We start from the raw sequence: 26,374 nt of genomic DNA, 5'->3' as shown, positions 1-26,374 counted from the left end.
GGAAGTCGCTCGGGTTTGCTCGGGTCCGCTCGGGCTGTGACCCGGAGATGGGGTGGCGGGTGTCCGTCGTGCGGCGAGCGCGGTCAGCGTGCTCCGCCGCGGCCTTCGGCCGGCTCGGCCACGACATGCAGGTCCTGGACGCCGATCAGGTCGTGCGAGGGGATGAACGTCGGCGGCCTGTGCGGGTCGAGGCCGAGCACGGGGTAGCGGTCGAGGAGGATGTCGAGGGCGACGCGGCCCTCGAGGCGGGCCAGCGGGGCACCGATGCAGAAGTGGATGCCACGGCCGAAACCCAGATGCGGGTTGGGATCGCGCGTGACGTCGAAGGTGTGCGGGTCGGTGAACTGGCGGGCGTCCCGGTTGGCCGCGGCGCACCAGACCATCACCATCCGCTCGGCGGGGATGTGCCGGCCCGCCAGCTCGGTGTCCGTGCCGGTGGCCCGGTAGACGGCGGAGACCGGCGTCATGAACCGGTGCACCTCCTCGAACATGGTGGGCACCAGCGAGCGGTCGGCCCGGACCAGGGCCTGCTGGTCGGGGCAGGCATCGAGACACAGCACCGCGTTGGCCAGGAGCATCGCCGTGGTCGTGTGCCCCGCGACCAGCAGCAGATTGCCGATCTTGGCGATCTGGTGGTCGGTCAGCCGCTGTCCGTCGACCTCGGCCTGGACGAAGCGCGTGAGCAGGTCCTCGCGCCCCCGCTTGCGGCGCTCGCGCGTGTGCTCCAGGAGGTAGTCCGTGATCCGGTCGGACGCCTCCAGCTGGGGGCGGGCGTCCTCGGCCTGTTTCTCCGGGTCGTCGGACGGGTCGTACTGCCCGTTCGCGGCCATCATGGCGTCGACCCACCCCTTGAACAGCGGGTAGTCGCCGGCGGGAACGCCGAGCAGCTCGGAGATCACGACGATCGGCAGCGGATAGGCCAGCTCGGCCACCAGATCGAAGCCGTCCCGACCCTGGAGCCGGTCGATCAGCTCGTGGGTGATCTCGGCGACGCGGGGTTCCAGATCGGCGACCACGCGGGGGGTGAACGCCTGCGCCGTCAGCCTGCGCAGCTCGCGGTGGTCCGGCGGGTCGAGCTGGAACAGGTTGCCCTCGGCGAACTCCTCGCCGCCCGAGGGCGCGAACCGGCGGGCCGTCTCGGACGAGTAGACCCCCGTGTCGCCGAGGACCTCGAGTGCCTCCGGATATCCGTAGACGTGCCAGATGCCGGAGGCCTCGTCCAGCACGACCGGCTCCCGCGGCGGCTCCCCGCGCATCCAGAAGTGCTTGCTGTTTCCGGCCCACTGGTCGGCGAGCAAGGTCATCGGTTCTCCTCGGTGGCTCGGGCGGAATCGCTGGCTGCCAGCGCCGCTGTGATCACACGGCCGACGGCTGCGGCCGGGCCCGGCAGATGCATGTCGACGTGGCCGCAGGGGATGTCGTGGTCGCGCACCGTCCCGGTGACGTGGGCCGCCCACAGTCCGGCGTAGGACTCGTCCTTGTCCTCGGTGGCGTTGCAGAACACCACGTCGCCCCGGAAGACCGGGGACTCGAAGTCCCGCAGCATCCGCATGTGCTGGACCATGATCGACGAAGCGGTGTCCACCAGGGACTTCTCGTCGCCGTTCGGCAGCCCCGCCAGCGCGGGCAGATGGCGGCCGAAGAAGTACCTGGCCTCGTCCACGTCGGGGATCGCGTTGTCGGCGAACCACGAGGCGGGCACGGAGTCGAGCAGGACGAGGGCGGCCACCCGATGCCCCTTGCGCTGAAGTTCGGCGGCCATCGCATGGGCCAGGGTGCCGCCGAGCGAGAGCCCTACCAGCGTGATGGGCCCGGCCGGCTGCACGCGCAGGATCTGGCGTACGTAGTCGTCGACCATCTCCTCGATCGACGCGGGCACCGCGGTGCCGGTGAACCCCCTGGCCTGGATCCCGTAGACCGGCCGGTCCGCGGGCAGATGGCCGACGTAACCGAGATACGCCCACGACAGGCCGATCCCGGGATGGACGAACCACAGCGGCTCGCGGTCACCCGTGGTGCGCATGGGAAGCACGAGGTCGAAGGGGTCGCTGTGGCCGTCACCGGTGGTGCCGGAACTGAGCTGCTCCGCCAGACCGGCGACGGTCGGTGCCTGGAAGAGCGCGTGGATGGGCAGTTCCACGCCGAGCGCGGCCCGGATCCTGCCGATCAGCCGGGTCGCGAGCAACGAGTGACCGCCGAGGGCGAAGAAGTCGTCGTCGGCCCCCACCGCGGGCAGGCCCAGCACCTCGGCGAACAGACCGGCGAGGGCTTCCTGCCACGGAGTGGACGGAGCCCGCCCGGTTCCCGCCGCGCCGTAGTCGGGCGCCGGGAGCATCCTGCGGTCGAGCTTGCCGTTGGGTGTCAGCGGCAGGGCCTCCACGGCCAGCACGGCGGCGGGCACCATGTACTCGGGCAGCCGCTCGCGCACCTCCTCCCGCAGCGTCGCGACGAGGGACAGGAGCTGCCTCGCGCGCACCGGGTCGTTGTGCAGGGCCCGGTGCGGGCCGTCGGCGACGACGGTGCCGGACACCGCCCGGCCCGCCTCCCGCCCGGCGAACAGGACCACGTCGAAGCGCTCCGGCACGGCGGTGGGTACCGCCAGCGCGTCCCAGCCGCGGGCGGCGGCCCAGGCGTCCACTTCCGCCGGGTCGACCTCGCCGCCGAAGCGGGCGTTCGAAAGGCCGGTGATCCGCACCGGCCCCGCGCCCTGCTCCCGGCGGAACCGCTCGGCGTCGGCGAAGCCGCGCCAGGTCCTGCCGGGGACGGCGGCCACGTCCTGGGCCCGCTCCGTGTGCAGTACGACCTCGTAGCGGTGGCGCGTCAGCTCGTTGTGGTGGTGGCCGGGCTTCAGCCGGATGTCGGCGCCCAGCCCGCGGTCACGGGACCACGCGTCGAACCAGTCGGGGGCGACGACGAGTTCCCGCTCGGTCAGCACGGCCCGGTCCACGGCGGTGCGCAACGCGGGCTCGGCGGCCCCCGGGACGGTGCGCAGCCGCGCCACCTCGGTGTGCAGGGCGCGCAGCGAGTCCGCGTTGCGCACGTCGCCGACCACGATCCGGCCGCCCGGACGCAGCAGCCCCACCACCTTGTCGAGCACGGTCCGCAGGTACTCGACGGTGGGGAAGTACTGCACCACCGAGTTCAGCACCACCACGTCGAAGTGCGCCAGGGGCAGCCCGTCGGTCTCGTCGGCGGCCCGTGCCAGCAACCGCACACGGTCGTCGAGTCCGGCACCGGCACACTGCGCACGGAGACGGTCGATCACCTCGGCGGACAGGTCCGTGCCCCAGAACTCGTCGACGCGGGGCGCGACACGGGACAGCAGCAGCGCCGAACCGACACCGATCTCCAGGACCCGGCGCGGCGACGACCGCAGCACCTGAGCGACCGCGGCGTCCCTCCACGCGGACATCTCGGCGACCGGGATCGGCTCACCGGTGTAGGCCGACTTCCAGAGAGCGAAGTCCTCGCCCCACTCGGCCCGGACCGAATCCGTCTCGGTGTACGCCCGGTCGTAGACCTGCCGCCACTCCTCCACCTGCTCCGCCGCGCCCGCCGCCGCCCGGACCGTGTCGTCCGGGACGACGTAGCCGACCAGGCGACGGTCGCCCGGCCGGTCCTCCCGGGCGATCACGGCGGCACGCGCGACACCGGGGTGCGCGGTCAGCACCGCCTCGATCTCGCCCGGCTCGATCCGGAAACCGCGGATCTTGACCTGGAAGTCGGCGCGGCTGACGTACTCCAGTTCCCCCGCCACCCGCCTGCGGACCAGGTCACCGGTGCGGTACATGCGTGCCCCGGCGGTGAAGGGATCGGCGACGAACCGTTCCGCGGTCAGTTCCGGCCGGCCCAGATAGCCCCGGGCCAGGCCGAGTCCGGCGATGTACAGCTCGCCGACCACACCCGGCGGCACCGGCCGCAGGAACCGGTCGAGCACATGGACCCGGGTGTTGGCGACGGGGAGGCCGATCGAGGGCCGCGCGTCGGTGACCGCCGCACTGGTCGACCAGATGGTGGTCTCCGTCGGGCCGTACAGGTTGGTGGCGCCGCTGCCCGCGGTGCGCAGCACCTCCGCGAGGGCGGGCGGCAGCGCCTCGCCGCCGACCAGCAGCCGCAGGCCGCGCAGCGCCCCGGGATCGTGCGCGACGAGCGTCTGCCACAGGGACGGGGTCGCCTGCATGATGGTGATCCGATGCCGGTCGAGGAGCTCTGCCAGCGCGCTCGGATCGGCCACCGAACCGGTCGGCGCCACCACGACGGCGGCCCCGGCGAGCAGTGGCAGGTACATCTCCAGAGCGGCGATGTCGAAGGCGGCGGTGGTGACCGCGAGCAGCCGGTCGTCCGCCCCCAGCGGGAACTCGTCCGCCATCGCCGCCAGGAAGTTCACCAGCGCCGCGTGGGGGACGACCACACCCTTCGGCGTCCCCGTGGAGCCGGAGGTGTAGATGACGTAGGCGGTGCTGTCCGGCGCCGGGTCGACATCGGGCGCGGTGCCGGGACATCCGCTGAGATCCAGCGCGACGGTGTCGGCGTCGACGACGAGGACCGGCTCGCAGTCGGCGAGGACGTGCTCGACGCGGGCCGCCGGGTGCGCCGGGTCGACCGGGACGTACCCGGCCCCGGACTTGAGCACGGCGAGCAGCGCCACCGGCAGGTCGAGCGACCGCGGCAGCATCACGACGACGCGGCGTTCGGGGCCCGCCCCGTTGCGGATCAGATGGTGCGCCATCCGGTTGGCGCGCTCGTCGAGTTCGCGGTAGGTGAGCGTGGACGTGCCGAAGACGACCGCGACGGCGTCCGGCGTCGTCTCGGCCTGCCGCGCGAACAGGGCGGGCAGGGTGAGCTCGGGCACGGGCCGTTCGGTGGCGCTGTGGCTCCGCAGCAGCAGTTCCCGCTCCTGAGGTGCCAGCAGGTCCAGCGACCGCAGGGGCGCCTTCGGCGCGTCGGCCAGCTGCGCGAGCACACGGCCGAGCCGGGCCGCGATGTCGGCGGCCGCGTCGCCGCCGAACGCGCCGTCCTGGTACTGAAGGCCCACCCGCAGCACGGGATCGGCGGACGCCACGACGACCATCGGGTAGTGGGTGCCGCTGAGCGGGCGGATACCGGTGACGACGATGCCCGCGGCGTCGGTGGCCTCGCTGATGCCCGCACGGTCGATCGGATACGACTCGAACAGCACCAGGGTGTCGAACAGCGTGCCGACCCCGGTGGCGCGGTGGATGTCCGCGAGGCCGTGGTGGTGATGGTCCATCAGCGCCGTCTGCCGCTCCTGGAGCGTGGTCAGCACACCGGCGAGCGTGTCCGTGCGGGCGGTCCGCACCCGAACCGGGATGGTGTTGACGAAGAGGCCCACCATGGAGTCCACACCCCCCACCTCGGGCGGCCGGCCCGACACCGTGGCACCGAAGACGACGTCGTCGCGGCCGGTCAGCGCCGAGAGCAGCACCGCCCAGGCGCCCTGCACCAGGGTGTTCATCGTGACGCCCAGCTCGGCGGCGCGACGGGCCAGCTTCCGTGCCCGCTCCGTCCCGAGCTCCACCTCGACCTGGCCGAGTCCGGACTGCGTGTGGCCGTCGCCCGCGGCGAGGAGCGTGGGCTCGGTGACCCCCGCCATCTCCTCGGCCCACCGCAGGGCCGCCTCTTCGCGGTCCCGGGCGGCGTACCAGGCGAGGAAGTCACGGAAGGGCCGGACCCGGTCGAGCACCCCGGCGTCGCCCGCGGACTCGTACAGCCGCAGCAGGTCGCGCATCAGCAGCGGCAGCGACCATCCGTCGTAGAGCACGTGGTTGGCGGTGAACACCAGCTCCGCGCGCTCGGGCTCCATCCGCACCAGGGACATGCGCAGCAGGGGCGGCCGTGCCGGGTCGAACCGGGTGGCGTGGTCCTCGGCCAGGAACCTCTCGAACGCCTCGTGCCGTTCGTCGGCGCCGAGCCCGCTCAGATCGGTCTCGGTCCACGGCAGTTCGACGCCGTCGACGGCGAGCTGGAGCCAGCCGTCGTCCGCGTGCGGCACGAAGGCGGCCCGCAGGTTCGGGTACCTGTCCAGGAGCGCCTGCCCGGCCCGGCGCAGCCGTTCGGCGTCGACGGGTCCGGCGAGGTGGAACACCAGCTGCATGTGGTAGGCGTCGAACGTCGATTGCGCGAGAACGCTGTGGAACAGCAGCCCCGACTGCATCGGCGTCAGCGGCCACACGTCGCGCAACGCCGGGTAGCGCCGTTCGAGCAGGTCGATCGCGGGCTGGTCCAGCGGGACGAGCGGCAGGTCCGACGGTGTGAGTCCGCCTGCCGCGGGAGCGGCGACATGGTGGGCGAGCCCGGCAAGGGCCCGCGTCCACAGGTCGGCGAGCGCCGCCACCTCGGCCCGGCGGAGCAGTCCCGTGGGGAACGAGAACCGGGCGGCGAGCGTCGGTCCCGCCGCGGTGTCCACCACGTAGGCGCTGATGTCCACCGCGGCCATCGCCGGCTGGTCGGGGTCGGGGTCGGCGAGCAGCCCGAGCGCGTCGCCCGCCACGGTCCAGCCGGTGCCGGACATCTCGCTGTCCGCGGCCACCCTGCCGAGGTAGTTGAAGGCGATCTGCCCGGTCGGCAGCGCGCTCAGCTCCCGCCGCGTGTCGGGGTGCAGATAGCGCAGCATGCCGAACCCGACACCCTTGTCCGGCAGCGCGACCAACCGCTCCTTCACCGCCTTGACCAGTACACCGGCCGCAGGACCGCCGGCGAAGGCGTCGGCGATGTCGACACCGGCGAGGTCGAGCCGGACGGGGAAGACGCTGGTGAACCAGCCCACGGTGCGGGACAGGTCGGCGCCCGGGACGATCTGCTCCTCCCGTCCGTGCCCCTCCAGGCGGATCAGGGCGGACGGCTCCGGCTCCCCGCGATCGGCCCGCCACCTGGCAAGGGCCAGGGCGAGCGTGGCGAGCAGCCCGTCGTTGACGCCGCCGTGGAAGGCGGCGGGCACCCGGTTCAGGACCGCTTCGGTGACCGGTGCCGGAAGCTCGACCTGCACCTGGTCCACGGTGGCCATGGTGTCCACGGCCGGGTCCAGCGGGCGGGCGCCGACGAGCGGGTCGGGGCCGTCGAGGATCTCCCGCCACAGCGGCAGCTCCGCGGCCCGCTCGGCCGCGGTGTCGGTCAGGACGTGCGCCCAGCGGCGTACCGACGTACCGACCCTGGCGAGCACCGGGGTGCGCCCCGTGTGCGCGGTCTGCCACGCCGTGGCGAGGTCCGGCACGAGAATGCGCCAGGACACGCCGTCGACCACCAGGTGGTGCAGGACGATCAGCAACCGGCCCGCGCCGTCCGCACGGTCGAACCACACGAAGCGGGCCATGTCGCCCGCGGCAGGGTCGAGCTGCCCGGTGGCGGCATCGAGTTCGGCCGCGGCGCTCGCCCGCCAGTCCGCGGAGTCCCACGCGGACGCGCACGGCACCCGGCGCAGCAGCGGCACCGGGTCCACCGAGCCCGGCTCGCCGATCACCAGGGCCTCGCCGGCCAGCCGGGACCGCAGGACGTCGTGCCGGTCCAGTACCGCGCGCACCGCCGCGACCAGCTCGTCCGCCACCACACCGGCGGGCAGGTCGAGGACGGCCGACATCGCGAACCTGCCGCGCATACCGCCGAGTTCCTCGATGTACCTGGCCACCGGCGGCAGCGGCAGCGGGCCGCTCGCGCCGCCCTCCAGCTCGGCGAGCACGGGCCGTCGGCCCTTGCTGCGCCGGGCCGCGGCGGCGACGGCGAGTTCGGCGACCGTACGGCACTCGAAGACGTCCCGCGGGGTGATCTCCACACCGAGCGCGCCCGCCTGCGCGACCACCTGGATCGACCGGATGCTGTCGCCGCCGACGGCGAAGAAGTCGTCCTCGGTGCCGACCTGTCCGAGCCCGAGGACCTCGGCGTACACCTTGACGAGGATCTCCTCGTCGGATGTGCGCGGCCCGCGGTACTCGGCGGCGACGAACCCGGGCTCCGGCAGGGCGCCGCGGTCGAGCTTGCCGCTGGGGCCCACCGGGAACCGGTCCACGACCATGACGACGGCGGGCACCATGTACTCCGGCAGCCGGGCGGCGACGAACCGGCGCACCTCGTCGCGCGAGACACCGGAGACCAGGTCGACATCGGCGTCGGGGTCCTCCTGCCGCGCGCCCTCCGGCACGACGTAGCCGACCAGCCGCGGCAGGCCCTCGTCGGCACCGCGCACGGTGACCGCGGCCTGCGCCACGGCGGGATGGGCGGCCAGCGCGGCCTCCACCTCGCCGGGTTCGATGCGGATACCGCGGATCTTCATCTGGGCGTCGCCGCGGCCGACGTACTCCAGGACACCGTGCTCGTCCCAGCGCGCGAAGTCGCCGGTGCGGTACATCCGGCCGCCCGGCGGACCGAAGGGGTCGGCCACGAACCTGTGGGCGGTCGGCTCAGGACGGCCGTGGTAGCCGCGGGCGATGTCCCCGGCCACGTACAGTTCGCCGACCACCCCGACCGGCACCGGGCGCAGGCCGTCGCCGAGCACGTACGTCCGCATGTTGCCGAGCGGCGACCCGATGCGCACCGTGTCACCCGGTACGGGGAACGCGGTGGCGTAGAAGCTCTCCGTCTGCCCGTAGGTGTTCACCACCCGGACGCCCGGGATCGCCGTGCGCACCTTGTCGACCAGGGCCTCCGACAGCGCCTCGCCGGCGAAGACGACGGCACTCGCACGGATCTTCTCCGGCACCTGGTCGAGGAGTTCGGCGAAGACCGACGGCACGGAGCTGACGATCCCGCCCGTCCACCCGCCGCGCTCGGCGATCACCAGCACGTCGCGGGCGACCTCCACGGTGCCGCCGGCGACCAGGGTGGCGAAGATCTCGAACACCGAGACGTCGAAGTTCACCGACGTCGAGGCGAGGGTGCGGGTGGTGGAGTCGATGCCGACGGCGTCGACGAGTCGGCTCAGGCCGTTGACCACGCCCCGCTGCGTGACGGCGACGCCCTTGGGAACACCCGTGGAGCCCGAGGTGTACATGACGTACGCGGTGTTGTCGGGCCGTGCCGCCGTCGGCGCGAGGGCGTGGCCCGCGCGCGCCTTGTCCAGGTGGACGCGGGGGCACTCGACGGCGGGCAGCACCTCCTCGGTCGCCGTGTCGGTGATCAACAAGGCCGGTCGGGCGGCACCGAGGATCAGCTCCAGGCGCCCGCTCGGGTACCGGGGGTCGATCGGGAGGTAGGCGGCGCCCGCCTTCCACACCGCGAGCAGCGCGACGACCAGGTCCGCGGACCGGGGGAGCGCCACGCCGACGACGGTCTCGGGACCGGCGCCGCGGGCGGCCAGCTCGGCCGCGAGCCGGCTCGCGAGGCCGTCCAGGTCCCGGTAGGTCAGCAGGACCTCGTCGCATTCCACGGCGACGGCCTCGGGGGTGAGCGCCGCCCGCTGTTCCACCAGTTGCGCGGCGGTCAGGTCCACCACCGGCACCGAGGTGTCGTTGAAGGCGTCGAGGACGCGCTCCCGTTCCGCGGGTGCCATCAGGTCGACGGCGCCGACCGGCCGCTCGGGGGCGGCAACGAGACGGGAGAGGAGCTGCACGAAGCAGTCCGCGATGCGCTGGGCGGTGCCGTGGTCGAACAGGTCGGTCGCGTACTCGAGGGCGCCGAGGACACCGCGGCCCGGCAGGTCGGCCATGCTGAAGAACAGGTCGAACTTGGCGGTGCCGGTCCGGACGTGGTCGAAGCCCACGGTGAGCCCGGGGAAGGCGAAGTCCTCGCGGGCGAAGTTCTGCCAGGCGAACATCACCTGGAACAGCGGCGTATGGGCGGTGGACCGCTCCGGCTTCAGGAGCTCCACCAGCCGCTCGAAGGGGATGTCCTGGTTCTCGTACGCGGCCAGGGCGCGGTCCCGCACCTGGCGCAGCAGGTCGACGAAGGCCGGGTTGCCGGACAGGTCGGCGCGCAGCACCCAGGTGTTGACGAAGAAGCCGACCAGGTCCGTGAGCTGTTCGTCGGTGCGGTTGGCGATCGGCGAACCGATCGTCAGGTCGTCCCCGCCGCCGAGCCGGGACAGCAGCACCGCCAGCGCACCCTGCAACGTCATCGCCACGGTGGCGTCGGCGGCCCGCGCCAGCGCCTCCACCCCGCGCATCGTGTCCGCGTCCACCGCGAACTCGACGACGTCGCCGCGGTGGCTCGCCCTGGGCGGGCGCGGCCGGTCCGCGGGCAGGGGCACGGGCTGCGGGACGCCGGCCAGTTCGGCGCGCCAGTAGGAGCTCTGCGCCGCCATCAGGCTGTCCGGATCCGACTCGTCGCCGAGCAGATCCCGTTGCCACAGCGTGTAGTCGACGTACTGGACCGGCAGCTCCTGCCAGTCCGGTGCCTCGCCCCGCAGCCGGGCCGCGTAGGCCGTGGCCAGGTCGCGGGCCAGCGGTGCCATCGACGAACCGTCGGTGGCGATGTGGTGGATCACGAGCACGAGCACGTGTTCGTCCGGCGCGGACCGCAGCAGCCGGGCCGTCACCGGTATGTGCCCCGCCAGGTCGAAGCGGTGGCCGGCGCCCGCCACGACGGCGTCCTCGACGTCCTCGGCCAGGACGTCGACGACGGGCAGGTCGACACGGACCTGCGACGGGGGGAGCACCCGCTGCCAGGGGACGCCGTCCGCGTCCTCCACGAAGACGGTGCGCAGGCTCTCGTGGCGCAGGACCACGTCGTGCACCGCGGACCGCAGGGCCGCGGGCACCAGCTCACCGGTCAGCCGCAGCGGCAGCGGAGCGTTGTAGGTGGCCGAGGGACCCTCGAACCGGTCGATGAACCACAGCCGCTGCTGGGCGTACGACAGCGGCACCCGCTCGGGCCTGCTCGCGGCCCGGCGCAGGGCGGAGCGGACCCGGGTGTCAGAGGAGAGGTGGCCGGTCAGCCCGGCGACCGTGGGGGCGTGGAAGACCGTGGAGATCGGTATCTCCGCACCGAACGCGGTACGGATCCGGCTGATCAGCCGGGTCGCCATCAGGGAGTGGCCGCCGAGCTCGAAGAAGTCGTCGTCGATGCCCACCCGGTCCAGGCCCAGGACGTCCGCGAACAGCCCGCACAGGAGCTGCTCGCGCGGGTTGCGGGGACCGCGGCCGGACGCCTCGACGGCCTGGTCGGGCACGGGCAGGGCCCGGCGGTCGACCTTGCCGTGGGCGGTCAGCGGGATCTCGCCCACCGCGATCAGGGTGGCGGGCACCATGTACTCGGGCAGCCGCTCCCGCAGGTGTTCGTGCACCTCGGCGACGAGCGCGCCGATCCGGCGTGCCCGAGCCGGGTTGCCCGCCAGGTTCGTGCGGCCGACGGGCACGTAGCCGCCGGCGAGGACGTGCCCGCGGGCGAGGCCGCGGGGGACCAGGACCGCGTCGAAGCACTCCGGCGCGCCGCCCGGGGCCGCCACCACGTCCAGGTCGTGCTCGTCCGCCCACCGCACGAGGTGTTCGGGGTCCACGCCCGGCGCGACGGGCAGGCCCGACGCCTCGGCGTCCCCGGCGAGCCGGGCGTTCGGGATGCCGCTGATCCGCAGCGGGCTCCCGTCGTACAGCCGGGCGAGTTCGTCGAGCCGGTCCACCTGGTGGCCCCACCGCAGCACCGGTGCGGCACCGACGTCGACCGTGTCCTCGGCTGCCTTGTGCAGGGTGACCTCGTAGCGGTGCCGGGTCAGCTCGTTGTGCGCCGACCCGCGCTTGAGCCGGATGTCGGCGACGGCGCCGTGCCGGGCGGCCCAGACGTGGAACCACTCGGGGTCGAGCACCAGCTCCTCGTCGAGCAGCACCGCGCGGGCGACGGCCGCGCGGCGGGCGGCGAGCCGCTCCTGGGGGTGGCGGGCGTACCGCACACCGGTGTGGAACAGGGACAGCGACGCCGCCGACCGGACGTCCCCCACGACGACGCGCCCGCCGGGAGCGGTCAGGTCCAGCGCCCGGGTGAGGACGGCGTCGAGGTACCCGGCGTCCGGGAAGTACTGGACGACCGAGTTCAGCACGATCGTGTCGAAGTGGCGGGCGGGCATCCCGTCGAGCCGGTCGGCGGCCGCCGTCCGCAGCCGTACCCGCTCGGCGAGGCCCAGGTGGCGGACCTGTTCGGTCAGCCGGTCGATGACCGGTGCCGACAGGTCGGTGCCCCAGAACTCATCGACCTCCGTCAGGAGTTGCGACATCAGCAGGCCGGATCCGACACCGATCTCCAGTACCCGGCGCGGCGACCACGCCAGGATCTGGTCCACGGCGGCGGCACGCCACTCCCGCATCTGCGGCAGCGGGATGGGCGCTCCGTCGTAGCTGGAGTTCCAGCCGTTGAAGTCCTCGCCCCAGACGACGTCCGCGTCCGCGTAGAGGTCGTCGTAGAGCTGTCGCCACTCGCCGACCTGGTCGCCGCCGTCGGCGTCGGCGCTTCCCGCGCCGTCACCGGGAACGAGGTAGCCGACCAGGCGCCGGTCGCCGTCCTGCTCCCCGCTCCAGACCACGACGGCCTGGGCGACCTCGCCGTGGGCGAGCATCGCCCCTTCCACCTCGCCGGGCTCGACGCGGAACCCGCGGATCTTGACCTGCGCGTCCCCCCGGCCCCGGAAGACCAGCTCGCCGCGGGCGTCCTCGGCGACGATGTCGCCGGTCCGGTACATCCGCTCGCCGGGCGCGCCGAACGGACAGGCGACGAACCGTCCGGCGGTCAGGCCGGAACGGTGGTGGTACCCGCGGGCGAGGCCGGTGCCGCCGATGTACAGCTCGCCGGGTACGCCGGGCGGCACCGGGCGCAGCGCGGCATCCAGGACGTGCACCCGCATCCCGTCCATCGGGCCGCCGATGGGCACCGGGTCCCCGACGTCGGCCGGCGAGGCCATCGGGTGGCAGGTGGCGAAGGTGGTCGTCTCGGTGGGGCCGTAGCCGTCCACGACGGTCAGGTCCGGGCAGGCCCGCAGGACCCGCTCCACCGCCGCGGGCCGGACCACGTCCCCGCCCGTCCAGACCTCCCGTACGCCCGTGAGGCAGGCCGGGTGCTCCTCCGCGACGACGCTGAAGAGTCCCGCGGTCAGCCACAGCCCGGTGATCCCGTGCTCGGCCACCAGCGCCGCGAGGACGGCGGTGTCCAGCCTGCCGGGGGGCGCCACCACGACTTGCCCGCCGTTCAGGAGCGGGACCCACAACTCGTAGGTCGAGGCGTCGAAGGCCTGCGGCGAGTGCACGAGCACCCGCTCGTGGGCACCGCCGCGGTAGCGCCGGTCGTCGGCGAGACCCACCACGGCCCGGTGCGGCACGGCGACGCCCTTGGGGACACCACTGGACCCGGACGTGTACATGATGTACGCCTGCTGGTCCCCGTGTCCTTCCCGGTCGGCCCGCGGTGCGGCCGCCGCGATCCGCCGCACCACGGCTGGATCGTCGAGCAGCAGCGCGGGGCGGTCCCGGCCGGTGAACAGCCCCGCGAACTCGGCCACGGTGACCACGAGCGCCGGCCGGGCGTCGGCCAGCATGAAGGCCAGGCGGTCGGCCGGATAGCCGGGGTCCACCGGCAGATACGCGCCGCCCGCCTTGAGCACGGCCAGCAGGGCCACCACCAGGTCGGGCGAGCGCGGCAGCGCGACGCCGACCACGGTCTCGCGGTCCACGCCCTGCGCGGCGAGCACCGCGGCGAGCCGGGCGGCCCTCGCGTCCACTTCGGCGTAGCTCAGCTCCGTGCCGCCGAAGGCGAGGGCGACGGCGTCCGGGGTCGCGGCGACCTGCGTGGCGAACCGCCGCGTGATCGACTGCCCCGCTCCGGCCGAGCCGGTGCCCCCGCCCGCCACGGGAGCGTGCCCCGTGGTCCGCGTGGTCCCCGTGGTCTCCGTGGGCCCCGTGGTCCCCGTGGTCCCCGTGGTCACGGCGAAGTCGACCTGGCCCACCCGGGTGTCCGGATCGTCGACGAGCTGCCCCAGGGCCCGGGACATGAGCGCCGCGAACTCCTCCACGGCCGGGCGCTCGAACACGTCGTGGCGGTACTGCAGACCGACGCGCAGCCTCGGGTCGCCGAAGGCCATCACGACGAGCGGATAGTGCGCGCCGCTGAGCGGGCTCACGCCGCTGATCCGCAGGCCCGCGGCGTCCCCGGCGTCGGCGAGGGCGACCGAGTCGACGGGGTACGACTCGTAGCCGACCAGCGTGTCGAACAGCACGTTGAGACCGGTCGCCCGGTGCAGGTCGAGCAGCCCGTGATGCTGGTGCGCGAGGAGCGCGCCCTGACGGCGCTGCAACTCCGTCAACAGCGTCCGCAGGGTCTGCGCCGGGTGGCAGTCCACCCGTACGGGCAAGGTGTTGATGAACAGCCCGATCATCGAGTCCATGCCGTCCACCTCGGGGGTGCGGCCGGACACCGCGGCGCCGAAGACCACGTCGGAGCGCCCGGTCAGATAGGAGAGCACCATCGCCCAGGCGCCCTGCACCACCGTGTTCACCGTCAGGCCCAGCTCGCTCGCCAGCCGCTCCAGGGCCCGCGCCGAGTCCGCGTCGAGCGGCACGTCGATCTGACCGATGCCGGACCCGGCGGCCTCGTCGGACCGGTGCGGGGCCAGGAGCGTCGCCTCCTCGACGCCGGCCAGTTCACGGGCCCAGGCCGCGGCGCCCGCCTCGTGGTCCTGAGCGCCCAGCCACCGCAGGAAGTCGCGGTATCCGCGCACCCGGGGCAGCCGTGAGCCGTCCCCGTCGAAGGCGTAGAGGTGCAGCAGGTCCTGCATCAGGAGCGGCACGGACCAGCCGTCGAAGAGCACGTGGTGCGCGGTGAGCACCAGTTCGGACCGGTCGGGGCCGAGGGTGACGAGGGTGAGCCGCAGCAGCGGGGCCGCCGTGAGGTCGAAGTGCGTGGCGTGCTCCTCGTCGAGCAGGGCGTCGAGGGCGGCCCCGCGCTCGGACTCGGCGAGTGCGCTCATGTCGACGTGCCGCCACGGCAGGCCGACCCGGCCCGGCACCACCTGCACCCGGTCGCCCGCCGCGTCGCGCGTGAACGCGACGCGCAGATTGCGGTGCCGGTCGAGCAGCGCCTGCCCGGCACGGCGCATCCGCGCCGGGTCGACAGCGCCGTCGACGTGGAACACCAGACGCATCTGGTAGGCGTCGAAGCCGGCACCCGCGAGCTGGGCGTGGAACAGCAGGCCCGCTTGCATCGGCGTCAGCGGCCAGACGTCGCGCAGCCCGGGATAGCCCTGTTCCCAGGCGGTGATCTCCTGCTGGCTCGCCGGCACCAGCGGCAGGTCCGACGGCGTGAGCCCGCCCGCGCCGGGTTCGACCGCGTGGCGTGCCAGGCCGTGCAGCGCCAGCTCCCAGAGCCTGGCCAGCTCCCGCGCGTCGTCCCGGGTGAGGATCCGCGAGGCGTAGTCGAAGCGTGCCAGCAGAGCCGGGCCCTCGGGGGTCTCGGTGACCAGGGCGTGCACGTCAAGCACCGACAGCGCGCGCATGGCGGGATCGGGGGCCGCCACCAGGTCCGTGGTGCCCTCGGCCTGCTGCCAGCCGAGGTCGCGCAGGTCCTTGGGCATGTCGGTGGGGGAGTAGCGGCCCAGGTAGTTGAACCCGACCTGGGGCGAGGGATAGCGCCGCAGCACCGACTCGGTGTCCGGGTTCAGATACCGCAGCAGCCCGTATCCGACGCCCCGGTCCGGCACGGCACGCAGTTGCTCCTTCACCGCCCGGAGCGCGTCGCCCGCGGGCCGCGCGCCGGCGAACGCGCCGCGCAGGTCGACGGGGCCGAGGTCGAGCCGGGCCGGGCGCATCACGGTGAACCAGCCGACCGTGCGGGACAGGTCGGCGCCCGGGACGATCTGCTCCTCGCGGCCGTGCCCCTCGACGTTGGTCAGCAATGGGGCGTCCGCCGCCTCGCCGCGGTCCCGGCGCCACTGGGCGACCGCCATCGCCAGCGCGGTGAGCAGCCCGTCCTGCACATCGCCGTGGTAGGCGGTGGGGAGCGTGGTCAGCAGATGTTCGGTGACCGAGGCGGGGACCCGCTGCCACACATGGTCCACGGTCGACATCACGTCGGTCTCCGGGTCCAGCGCGCGCGGGCCGAGGGGGGTCTCCCGCGCCCCCAGGACCGCGCGCCAGGCCGGCAGCTCCGCGACGCGCTGCGGGGAGCGGGCCTCCGCCGCCATCGCGTGGGCCCACCTGCGCGCAGAGGTGGCCACCGGCGGCAACGAGACGGGCTCGCCGTCCCGCACCTGCTGCCAGGCGACGGCCAGGTCCGGCAGCAGCACCCGCCAGGACACACCGTCCACGACGAGGTGGTGCAGGACGATCAGCAGCCGCCCGGGGCCTTGGGGCGGGGCGAACCAGACGAACTGGGCCATGCGCCCCTCGGCCGGGGCGAGTCCGGCCGTGGCGGCGTCGAGTTCCGTGACCGCGCGCCCGTGCCACTCCTGGTCCCAGCGGCCGTCGCAGTCGACCTCGCGGAGCAGCGGCGCCACCTCGACCTCACCGGGGGCGGGGACGACGAGGCCGTCCGGTACGAGCCGTGACCGCAGCAGGTCGTGGTGGTCGAGGACCGCGGTGAGCGTGGCCAGCAGGCCGTCCCGGTCGATACCGGCCGGCAGGTCGACGACCATCGACATGGCGAAACGGTTCACGTCCCCGCCGAGCCGCAGCACGTGCCGCGCCACCGGCGACAGCGGCAGCCGGCCGGTGCCGCCGCCCTCAAGCTCGGGCAGCACGGACCGCTCCCGCGGTGCCGCGCCCGCCGCCCGCGCCGCGAGTTCGGCCGCCGTCCGGCACTCGAAGACGTCCCGCGGCGCGATGTCCAGACCGAGGCCCTTGGCGCGGGAGACGATCTGGATCGAACGGATGCTGTCCCCGCCGAGCGCGAAGAAGTCGTCGTCCACGCCGACCCGTTCCAGCCCGAGCACCTCTCCGTACAGACCGGTGAGGATCTCCTCGCCCGGTGTGCGCGGCGCGCGGTACTCCCCGGTGCCGGACTCGGGCTCCGGCAGCGCCGCCCGGTCGAGCTTGCCGTTGGGGGCCAGCGGCAGACGGTTCAGGAGGACGAAGACGGACGGGACCATGTACTCGGGCAGCCGCTCGGCGGCGAACCGGCGCAGGTCCCGCGCCGACAGCGTGGCCGTCAGGTCCACGTTCAGGTCGCCGAGGCTGTCCACGTCGCCGAAGCCCTGGTCGCCGGCGGCGACCGGGACGACGTAGCCCACCAGGTGCTTCCCCGCGCCGCTCGTGCGCGGGGTGACCACGGCCTGCGCCACCCCGGGGTGCGCGGTGAGCACGGCCTCGACCTCACCGGTCTCGATGCGCACCCCGCGGATCTTGACCTGGGCGTCGTCGCGGCCGACGTACTCGTGTACACCGTCGTGGCCGGACCGGACGAGGTCGCCGGTCCGGTACATCCGGGCCCCGGGCGGGCCGAAGGGGTCGGCGACGAACCGGTCGGCGGTCAGGGCGCCGTGGCCGTGATAGCCGCGGCCGACGAGACCCGCGACGTACAGCTCACCGACGACACCGGGGGGCACCGGACGCAGCCCCGGGCCCAGGACGTAGCAGCGCATGTTGCCGAGCGGGGTGCCGATGGGAACGGCGGGGCGGGCGTCGGGGCCGTCGGCCGCGGTGCATGTCGTGGCGTAGAAGCTCTCGGTCTGGCCGTAGGCGTTGATCACCCGCGCCCCGGGCGCCGCCGAACGGATCCGCCGCACCAGGGAGTCCGGCAGCGGCTCCCCGGCCAGCACGACGGCCGACGCGTCGAGGCCGTCGCCCACCTGGTCGAGGACCTCGGCGAGGACCGAGGGCACCGTGCTGACGACATCGCCGGACCAGCCGCCGCGCTCCGCGAGGACGAGCCCGTCGCGCACGATCTCGACGCAGCCGCCGACGGAGAGAGGGGTGATGATCTCGAACACCGACACGTCGAAGTTGACCGACGTGGCGGCCAGGACGCGCGAGCCCGCGCGTATGCCGACGACCTCGGCGAGCCTGCGGACGCCGTTGACCACCCCCGCATGGGTGATCACGACACCCTTGGGGGTACCGGTCGAACCCGAGGTGAACATGACGTACGCGGCGTTGTCCGGTGCCGCCGCGTCGTACGGCCCGTCCTGCGCCGTGCGGACGTCCTGGTCGAGCAGCAGCAGCGGGACGTCCGTCGCGGGTATCGACGGCGCGGTCGCGCTGTCGGTGAGGACAAGGCGCGGCCGGGCGTCGGCGAGCACGGAGCCGAGGCGCCTGCTCGGGTACCGGGGGTCGACGGGCACATAGGCGGCACCGGATTTGAGAATGCCGAGCATGCCGACCACGAGCTCCGCGGTCCGCGGCAGCGCGAGCCCCACCAGGTCCTCCGGCCCGACGCCCCGGCCGGCCAGGGCGTGCGCCACCTGATCGGCACGTGTCCGCAGTTCGCCGTAGGTGAGCGAGACGCCCTCGCTCACCACGGCGACCGCGTGCGGATCGGCGTCGGCCCGCGCGTCGACCAGCCCGGCGACGGTGAGCGCGGGGACGGCCGGTGTGCTGCCCGCGAACCGTTCGAGCACCAGGTCGCGCTCGGTCGCGGTCAGGATGTCCGCGCGGGCGGGCGGCAACTGCGGTTCGCGCGCCAACTGCCCCACCAGGCGCAGGTACCGCTCCAGGATGCCGGTCGCGGTCGTACGGTCGAACAGGTCGGTGGCGTACTCCAGATAGCAGCGCAGCCCACCCGTGTCGGGGTCGGGGAAGAGGTTGAACTCCAGGTCGAACTTGGCCGTCCGGGTGTCGAGCACCTCAAGGCGAGCCGTCAGGTCCGGCAGTTCGAGGTCGATCCTGAAGTCGTCCTCCCAGGTGAACATCACCTGGAACAGCGGGTGGTACGCCGTCGACCGCTCCGGGTTGATCAGCTCCACCAGGCGTTCGAAGGGGGCGTCCTCGTTGTCGTAGGCACTGAGGGCCTTGTCCTTGACCAGCGTCAGCAACCGGTCGAACGACGGGACGCCGGACAGGTCGGCGCGCAGCACCCAGGAGTTGACGAAGAACCCGACCAGGTCGCGGAGGTTGTGGTCGGTACGCCCGGCGATCGTCGAGCCGATGGCGACGTCGGTGCCCGCCCCGAGGTGTTGCAGCAGGGCCAGCAGACCGGCCTGCATCACCATGGGCACGGTCACCCAGTGCGCCTGGGCCAGTGCCTCGACCGCGGCCAGGTCGCCGCGGCTCAGCACGGCGCCGACGACGTCGCCGCGGTGGCTGGGTGCCGGCGGCCGCGGCCGGTCGAGCGGGAGCCTGATCGGCTGCGGGACCCCGGCCAACTCCCGGCTCCAGTAACCGGCCTGCTTCGACAGCAGACTGTCCGGGTCGCTCTCGTCGCCCAGGGTCTGCCGCTGCCACAGCGTGTAGTCGACGTACTGCACCGGGAGTTCGGGCCAGTCGGGTGCCTCGGCACGGACCCGGGCGGTGTAGGCGGTGGCCAGGTCGCGGGCCAGCGGCGCCATCGACTCGCCGTCACTGGCGATGTGGTGCATCAGCAGGACCAGCACATGCAGGTCCGGGCGGACCCGGAACAGCGTGGCCCGCAGCGGCAGGTCCACCGCGATGTCCATGGCCTGCCCGGCGGCCGACTCCACGGCCGCCCGCAGGTCCGCCTCGGCCACATCGGTCACGGGCATGTCCACCACCGCCCGGCCGGGGGGCAGCACGTCCTGGCACGGCACGCCGTCCTCGTCCGTCACGATCAGGGTGCGCAGGCTCTCGTGCCTGGCCACGACGTCCTGGAGGGCGGCATGCAGGGCCGCGACATCGAGACGCCCCTGAAGGTTCAGACGGAACGGCACGTTGTACGTCGCCGACGGGCCCTCGAACTTGTCGACGAACCACAACCGGCGCTGGGCGAACGACAAAGGGATCACGATTGGCCACTCCTGTTCATCCGGCGCAGAGCTGGTCTGGTGGACGCGCTTGTCTCCTCGACCGCGCGCGCCAGGTCGGCGATGGCGGTGGTTTGGAAGATGGTCCGGATCGAGACGGTGACACCGAGTTCCTGGCGGATCCGGCTGCTGAGCCGGGTCGCCGTCAGCGATGTCCCGCCCAGCTCGAAGAAGTTGTCGTCGGGGCCGACGCCGTCCACCTCAAGGACGTCCGCGAACAGCGCGCACAGCTTCGCCTCGCGCTCGTCGCGCGGCTCACGGCGGACCCGCTCGGCGCGCCGCGCCGAGGCCAGAGCCGGCACATCGACCCTGCCGTCGGGCCGCCGGGGGAGGTACGCGAGCGGGACGACGCTGTCCGGGACCACGTCGCGCGGCAACCGCCCGGCGGCGAACGCGGCCAGCAGGCCGGGGGCGGCACCGGCGCCGACCACGTACGCGGTCAGGAGCGGACGGCCGTCCGTGCCCCGTGCCGTGCCGGCGGGTTCCGCCACCACGGCGGCCTCCGCCACCTCGGGGTGCTGCGTCAGGACCGCTTCGACCGCGCGCGGGCCGACCCGGACACCGCGGACCGTCACCTGCCCGTCGGCCCGGCCGATCAGCTGCAGCGTGCCGTCCGGCCGACGACGCACCCGCTCGCCCGTACGGAACATGCGGGCCCCGGCAGGACCGAAGGGGTCGGCGACGAAGTACGCCGAGGTGGTCGCGGACTGCTCGTGGTAGCCGAGCCCGAGCGCCGGGCCCGCGACGTACAGTTCGCCGACCGCCCCTTCGGGCGCGGGTTGCAGGCTGTGGTCGAGTACGTTCAGCCGCAGGCCGGGCCGCGGTGCGAAGAGCGAGCCGCGCCGGTCCGCGCCCTCGCCACCGTGCGGCGGCGACAGGCGTGGGTGTCCGGTCTCGGTGTGCGAGCACGCGGCCTCGCCCGCGGCCTGCCCGGCCCGGTCCTCGGCCTGCCCGGCCCTGTCCTCGGCCTGCCCGGCCCCGTCCTCGGCCGGGGGTCGCGGTCCGCCGGAGCCGGTGGCGATCTCCAGGCCGCCGCCGACGCTCACCGCCGCGAGCACGTCGACGAGCCACCGCCCGAACTCACCGTCGCAGGCGGTGCGCAGCGGCGCGGGCGTCGCGGCCTGCTCGACGCGCGCGGCGAGGGCCGCGTGGCTGAGCGCGACGACGCGGCGTCCGTCCGCATGCCCCCAGGTCGCAAGGAGCGCGGCGGTACGGCCTGGTTGCACCGGACGGGCCGGACGCACCGAACGACCCGGGTGCACCGGATCCGGGGCGCCCGCTCCCGCCCGCTGTGCCGGCAGGTCGCCGAGCACCCGGTCCGCGTCGTCGTCCGGCGCCACCAGGCAGCAGCCTGCGCGCAGCACCGCGACCGTCGCGATCACGAGCTCCGGTGCGGCCGGCAGCCGCACCGACACCGTGGACCCGGGCCGGAACCCGTCCTCGGTCAGGGCCAGGGCCACCGCCGTGGCCCTGCGGTCGAGCTCCCGGTAGGTCAGCAGGCCCCCGGCGCCCCGCACCGCCACGGCGTCCGGCGCTGACCGTGCGCGCGCGGCGAGCAGCTCGTCGACCGTCTGCCCGGCGGACGCGGGAGGCTCGGCGTCCCTTCTCGTCCGCTCGCCGGGGGAGAGGGCGTCGAGCGTGCCGGCCCGCTGCTCCGGGTCCTGCGCGACCAGGCTCAGTATCCGGGCGAACCGGGCGGCGATCCCGGCCGCCGCCGCGTCGTCGAACGCGTCCCGCCGGTACTGGACGCAGGGGCGCAGCGGACTGCCGGGCTCGGCGAACACCATGAGGGCCAGCGGGTAGTGGCTCACCGTGAAGGAACGGATGCCCAGCACCCGCAGCCCGGCCTCCCGGCCCGCGTCGGTGATGCCGGTCCGGTCGAGCGGGAACGACTGGAAGCCGACCACCGTGTCGAACAGCTCGGACACGCCGGTCGCCCGGTGCAGTTCGCTGAGCCCGTGGTGATGGTAGTCGAGCAGGGCGGCCTGCCTGCTCTGCAAGTCGGTCACCAGGTGGGCGAGGGAGCGGCCCGGATCGCAGTCCAGGCGGACCGGCACCGTGTTGAGCAGCATGCCCACGATCGCGTCCACGCCGGGCACCGCGGGCGGGCGCCCGGAGACGACAGCTCCGAACAGGACGTCCCGCCGCCCGGTCAGCTTGGACAGGAGCAGCGCCCACGCGGTCTGCACGAGAGTGTTCACCGTCACCCCGAGCCGCGCGGCGCACGCGGCGACCGCCTCGGACTGTGCCGCCGAGAGCGGGGCGTCGACCTGCCCGATCCCCGCACCGCCGTCCTCGCGCGGTCCGTTCTCGCGCGGTCCGTCCTCGCGCGGTCCGTCCTCGCGCGGTCCGTCCTCGCGCGGTCCGTCCTCGCGCGGTCCGTCCTCGCGCGGTCCGTCCGCGATCGGCGTCGGCCCGTCGACGCCCTCCAGTTCGCCCGCCCAGGCCGTCGCCGACTCGTTCGGGTCCTGTGCGGCACGCCAGGCGAGGAAGTCCCGCTGGCTGCGCACCTCCGGCAGCGGCGGGGAGCCGGAGCCGTAGTGCAGCAGCAACTCCCGCACCATCAGGGGGATCGACCAGCCGTCCACGACCGCGTGATGAGCGGTGAGCACGAGGTCCGCCACGTCGGGCGCGCCGCGGACGAACGTCATCCGCACCAGCGGCGGCACGGCCGGGTCGAAGTGCTCGCGGAGGTCGTCGGCCAGCAGCCGCTCCATGGCGCGCGTGCGCGCGCTCTCGTCCAGGTCGCTGAAGTCCGCGACCCGCCACGGCAGTTCGGCGTCGCCGAGGACGAGCTGCACCATCTCCCCGCTGCCGTCGGGCGCGAACACCGACCGCAGTGCCGGGTGCCGGGCCAGCAGCCGCTGCCCGGCGGCGCGCAGCCGCTCCGGATCGGCGGGGCCCTCCAGCCGCAGCACGTACTGCACCTGGTAGGCGTCGAAGCCCGAGTCGTTCGCCATGCTGTGGAACAGCAGACCCGACTGAAGGGGCGTCAACGGCCAGACGTCGACCAGATCCGGGTGGCGCCGCGTCCACTCGTCGAGGAGGTACTGTGCGACCGGCACCAACGGCACGTCCGAGGGTACGAGACCACCGGCGCCGGGGGTGGCCGCGTGCCGGGCGAGCGCGGCCAGCGCGGCACCCCACAGCTCCGCGAACCGAGCCACCTCGTCGCGTGCCAGCACACCCGAGGGGGCGCTGAACACGGCGTGCAGCCGCGGCCCTTGTGCGGTGTCGACGAGGCTCGCGTTGATGTCCAGCTCCGCCGGCGCGGGCATCCCCGGGTCCTGGCCGGCGTCCAGCTGGGCGAGCTGGGGCACCTCGATCCGGCTCCAGGCGGTGCCGTCCGCCGGGGCGAACCGGCCGAGGTAGTTGAAACCCACCTGCGCGGTCGGCTGCGCGCCGAGCAGCGCGGCGGTGTCCTCGTTCAGATGGCGCAGCAGCCCGTATCCGATGCCCCTGTCGGGGATGGCGCGCAGCCGGTGCTTGGCCTGAAGGACGGCCCGGCCCGCGGCGGGGCCGCCCGCGAGCGCTTCGGTGAGGTCGATCCCGGCGAGGTCGAGACGTACCGGGTAGACGGTGGTGAACCAGCCCAGGGTCCGGGCGAGGTCCGCTCCCGGCAGGACGCCCTCCTCCCGGCCGTGCCCCTCCACCCGGATCAGGACCGACGATTCGCTCTCCCCCCGGGCCCGGCGCCGCGCGACCAGCGCCAGTGCCAGCGCGGCGAGCAGGCCGTCCATGACGTCACCGCGGAACGCGGCGGGCACGGTGGTCAGCAGCGCCTCGGTGACCGGTGCGGGCACGGTCACCGGGACGTGGGCCACCGTGGCGACCACGTCCGTCGTGCTGTCGAGTCGCCGGGCGCCGAGCAGCGGGTCGGGGCCCGCCTGGATCGAGCGCCACATCGGGAGTTCGGCAAGGCGGCGCGGGTGGTGCGCCTCTTCGGCCAGCGCGTGCGTCCACCGGCGCATCGAGGTGCCCACGTCGGGCAGGCGCGGCTTGCGCCCCGCACGGACGGCCGTCCACGCGTCGGCGAGGTCGGACTGGAGGACGCGCCAGGACACCCCGTCGACGGTCAGGTGGTGCAGGACGATGAGCAGCGCGCCGGGCCGGCCGTCGAACCAGACGAAGCGGGCGACGTTCCCCGAGGACGGGTCCAGGCTCGCGGCCGCCCGGTCCAGTTCCCCCTCCAGGACCCGGTGCCAGGCCGGGTCGGACGGGTCGACGACGCCCTCGACCCGGTCCAGGGCGAGGGCGACGGTGCCCGCGGGCGCCACCACGACCTCGTCCTCCCGCAGACGGGACCGCAGCACGTCGTGGTGGTCCAGCACCGCCCCCAGGGTCGCCGTCAGGTCCTCCTCGTCGATCCCCTCGGGCAGGGCGACCACCATGGCTTGCAGGAACCGGTCGAATCCGGGGCCCCAGCCCCGGATCCACCGGGCGACCGGCGTCAACGGCATCGCGCCGGTGCCGCCCCCGTCCAGTTCGGCCGGTACGGTGGCCGCTGCCGCCGGGCGCGTCGCGGCGAGTTCGGCCAGCGCGGCCGCCGTCCGCCGCTCGAAGACGTCCCGGGCGCTGATCCGCACGCCGTGCTCGCGCACGCGGGAGACCACCTGGATGGACTGGATGCTGTCGCCGCCGATGGCGAAGAAGTCGTCGTCGACACCGACCAGTTCCGGCCCCGACCCCAGCACCTGAGCGAACTGCTCGACGAGCAGCGCCTCGGTCGCGCTGCGCGGAGCCCGGTAGTCGACCTGCCGCGGCCGGGGCGCGGCGAGCGCCGCGAGGTCGGGCTTGCCGTTGGGGGTGAGCGGGATCCGCTCCAGTGGTACGAACTCCGCCGGGACCATGGCCGTGGGCAGCGTCCGAGCCGCGAAGGCGCGCAGGTCGTCGACCGGTGAACCCGCCGGTGTCAAGGAGAGGGAGCCGTAGTTCCCGCTCGACACACCCGACTGCCGCCGTTCCCGCTCCTTCGACACGACGTACGCGACGAGTTGCCTGCTCGACCGCGTCTCGCGGACGGTGACCACCGCGTCCACGACGTCGGGGTGCGCGGTGAGGACGGCCGCCACCTCCTGGGTCTCGATGCGCACGCCGTGGATCTTGACCTGGGTGTCGGCCCGGCCGCGGAACGTGAGCGTGCCGTCGGCCGACGCGGTGGCCAGGTCCCCGGTGCGGTACATCCGGGCGCCCGGCGGTCCCGCCACGTCCGCGACGAACCGGGCCGCGGTCCGGCTCGGGTCGCCCGCGTAGCCGCGGGCCAGCAGGGGACCGGACACGTACAACTCGCCCACGGTGCCGTGCGGGACGGGGCGCAGCTCCGCGTCGAGGACATGGACCCGCGCACCCGTGACGGCGCGGCCGATGGCCGGCGTCCGGCCGTCGGCGACCAGCGGGCCGCTCATGGTGGCGCACACGGTGGTCTCGGTCGGCCCGTAGGCGTTGACCATGGTCCGGCCCCCGGCCCAGGCCTCGACGAGGCTCGGCGCGGTCGCGTCCCCGGCGACGACCAGGCACTCGACGGCGGGCATGGCGTCGGCGGGGAGCGTCGCGAGGACGGGTGGCGGCAGCGTCACATGCGTGATGCGGCGGTTCGACAGAGTGGCGGCGAGCGGGTCCCCGGGGGCCAGGTCCGCGTCGTCGGCGAGCACCAGCGTCGCGCCGCACAGCAGGGCCATGCACAGCTCCCACACCGAGGCGTCGAAGCCCGGGGAGGCGAACTGGAGCACGCGGCTGCCCCGGGCGGCACCGAGTTGCCCGGCGTGGGCCTCGGCGAGTCCGGCGAAGCCGCCGTGGGTGACCACCACACCCTTCGGCCGGCCGGTGGACCCCGAGGTGTAGATGACGTAGGCGCTCCGGTCGGGCGACGGGCAATTCGGCACCGGGGCGTCCCCGCGCAGTTCCCCGAAGCCGGCCGCGGGCACCGAGCTGCCGGGCAGTTCGGTGCCGCCCTTCCCGTCCGCGAGGACCAGGACGCACCCGGAGTCCTCGACCATGTACGCGAGGCGCTCGGCCGGGTGCGCGGTGTCCAGCGGCAGATAGACCGCGCCCGCGCGAAGGATCCCGAGCAGCGTGGCCACCCACTCCGGCGTCCGGCGTGCGGCGACGGCGACTACCGCTTCGGCGCCGACTCCGGCGGCGAGCAGTCCGCGGGCCACCTCATCGGCTCGCTCGTCCAGCTCCCGGTAGGTCATCGAGGCGGTGGCGGACTCCACGGCCACCGCGTCGGGCGCCGCCTCGACCCGGCGGCCGAAGAGTCCCGGAAATGAGCGTGTTCCGTCGTCAGCCCCGGTGCCCGGCCCTTCCACCACGGTGCCTCCCCAATCGATGCGGCTCGATGCAGCCGGCGATCCCTGCAGATTTCCGGTCGACGCGCGGCAGTGGTGAGCGAACGCATAACAGCGTGTGTCGGCCGCCGGACCCGGATTGCCCAGCGTATGAAGACGACCGCTCGGACTGTCAAGGAACGTGTCGAATCCCGTTCGACGAACGGCAGTTGCGTCCGGAAAGCTGGCCGGGTGTCCTGTTACCGGGACACCCGGC

The 26,374-nt window shown here is 74.0% G+C and carries 3 protein-coding genes; all 3 read right to left on the bottom strand.

Annotated elements, in window-relative coordinates; all coding sequences use genetic code 11:
• Nucleotides 1-83: 83 nt before the first annotated feature.
• From GPA10_RS15915 to GPA10_RS15905, 3 genes are read right to left on the bottom strand one after another with little or no spacing between them, the layout of a single operon-like run.
• Complete coding sequence (locus tag GPA10_RS15915; RefSeq protein WP_058849238.1) at nucleotides 84-1,304, bottom strand: cytochrome P450; 1,221 nt, start codon at nucleotides 1,302-1,304, stop codon at nucleotides 84-86.
• Nucleotides 1,301-19,813 (bottom strand): non-ribosomal peptide synthetase, encoded by an 18,513-nt coding sequence (locus GPA10_RS15910; RefSeq protein ID WP_157166111.1) that lies wholly within the window; start codon nucleotides 19,811-19,813, stop codon nucleotides 1,301-1,303. Before GPA10_RS15910 ends, GPA10_RS15915 begins: the two co-directional genes overlap by 4 nt.
• Nucleotides 19,810-26,142, bottom strand: coding sequence for a non-ribosomal peptide synthetase (locus GPA10_RS15905; protein ID WP_198351617.1), 6,333 nt, complete (start codon nucleotides 26,140-26,142; stop codon nucleotides 19,810-19,812). Before GPA10_RS15905 ends, GPA10_RS15910 begins: the two co-directional genes overlap by 4 nt.
• Nucleotides 26,143-26,374: the final 232 nt, after the last annotated feature.

The sequence above is a fragment of the Streptomyces typhae genome (genome assembly GCF_009755605.1).
Lineage (GTDB): Bacteria > Actinomycetota > Actinomycetes > Streptomycetales > Streptomycetaceae > Streptomyces > Streptomyces typhae.
Note: the sequence above shows the minus strand (reverse complement) of the source record. Positions and strands in the feature narration are given on the sequence as shown.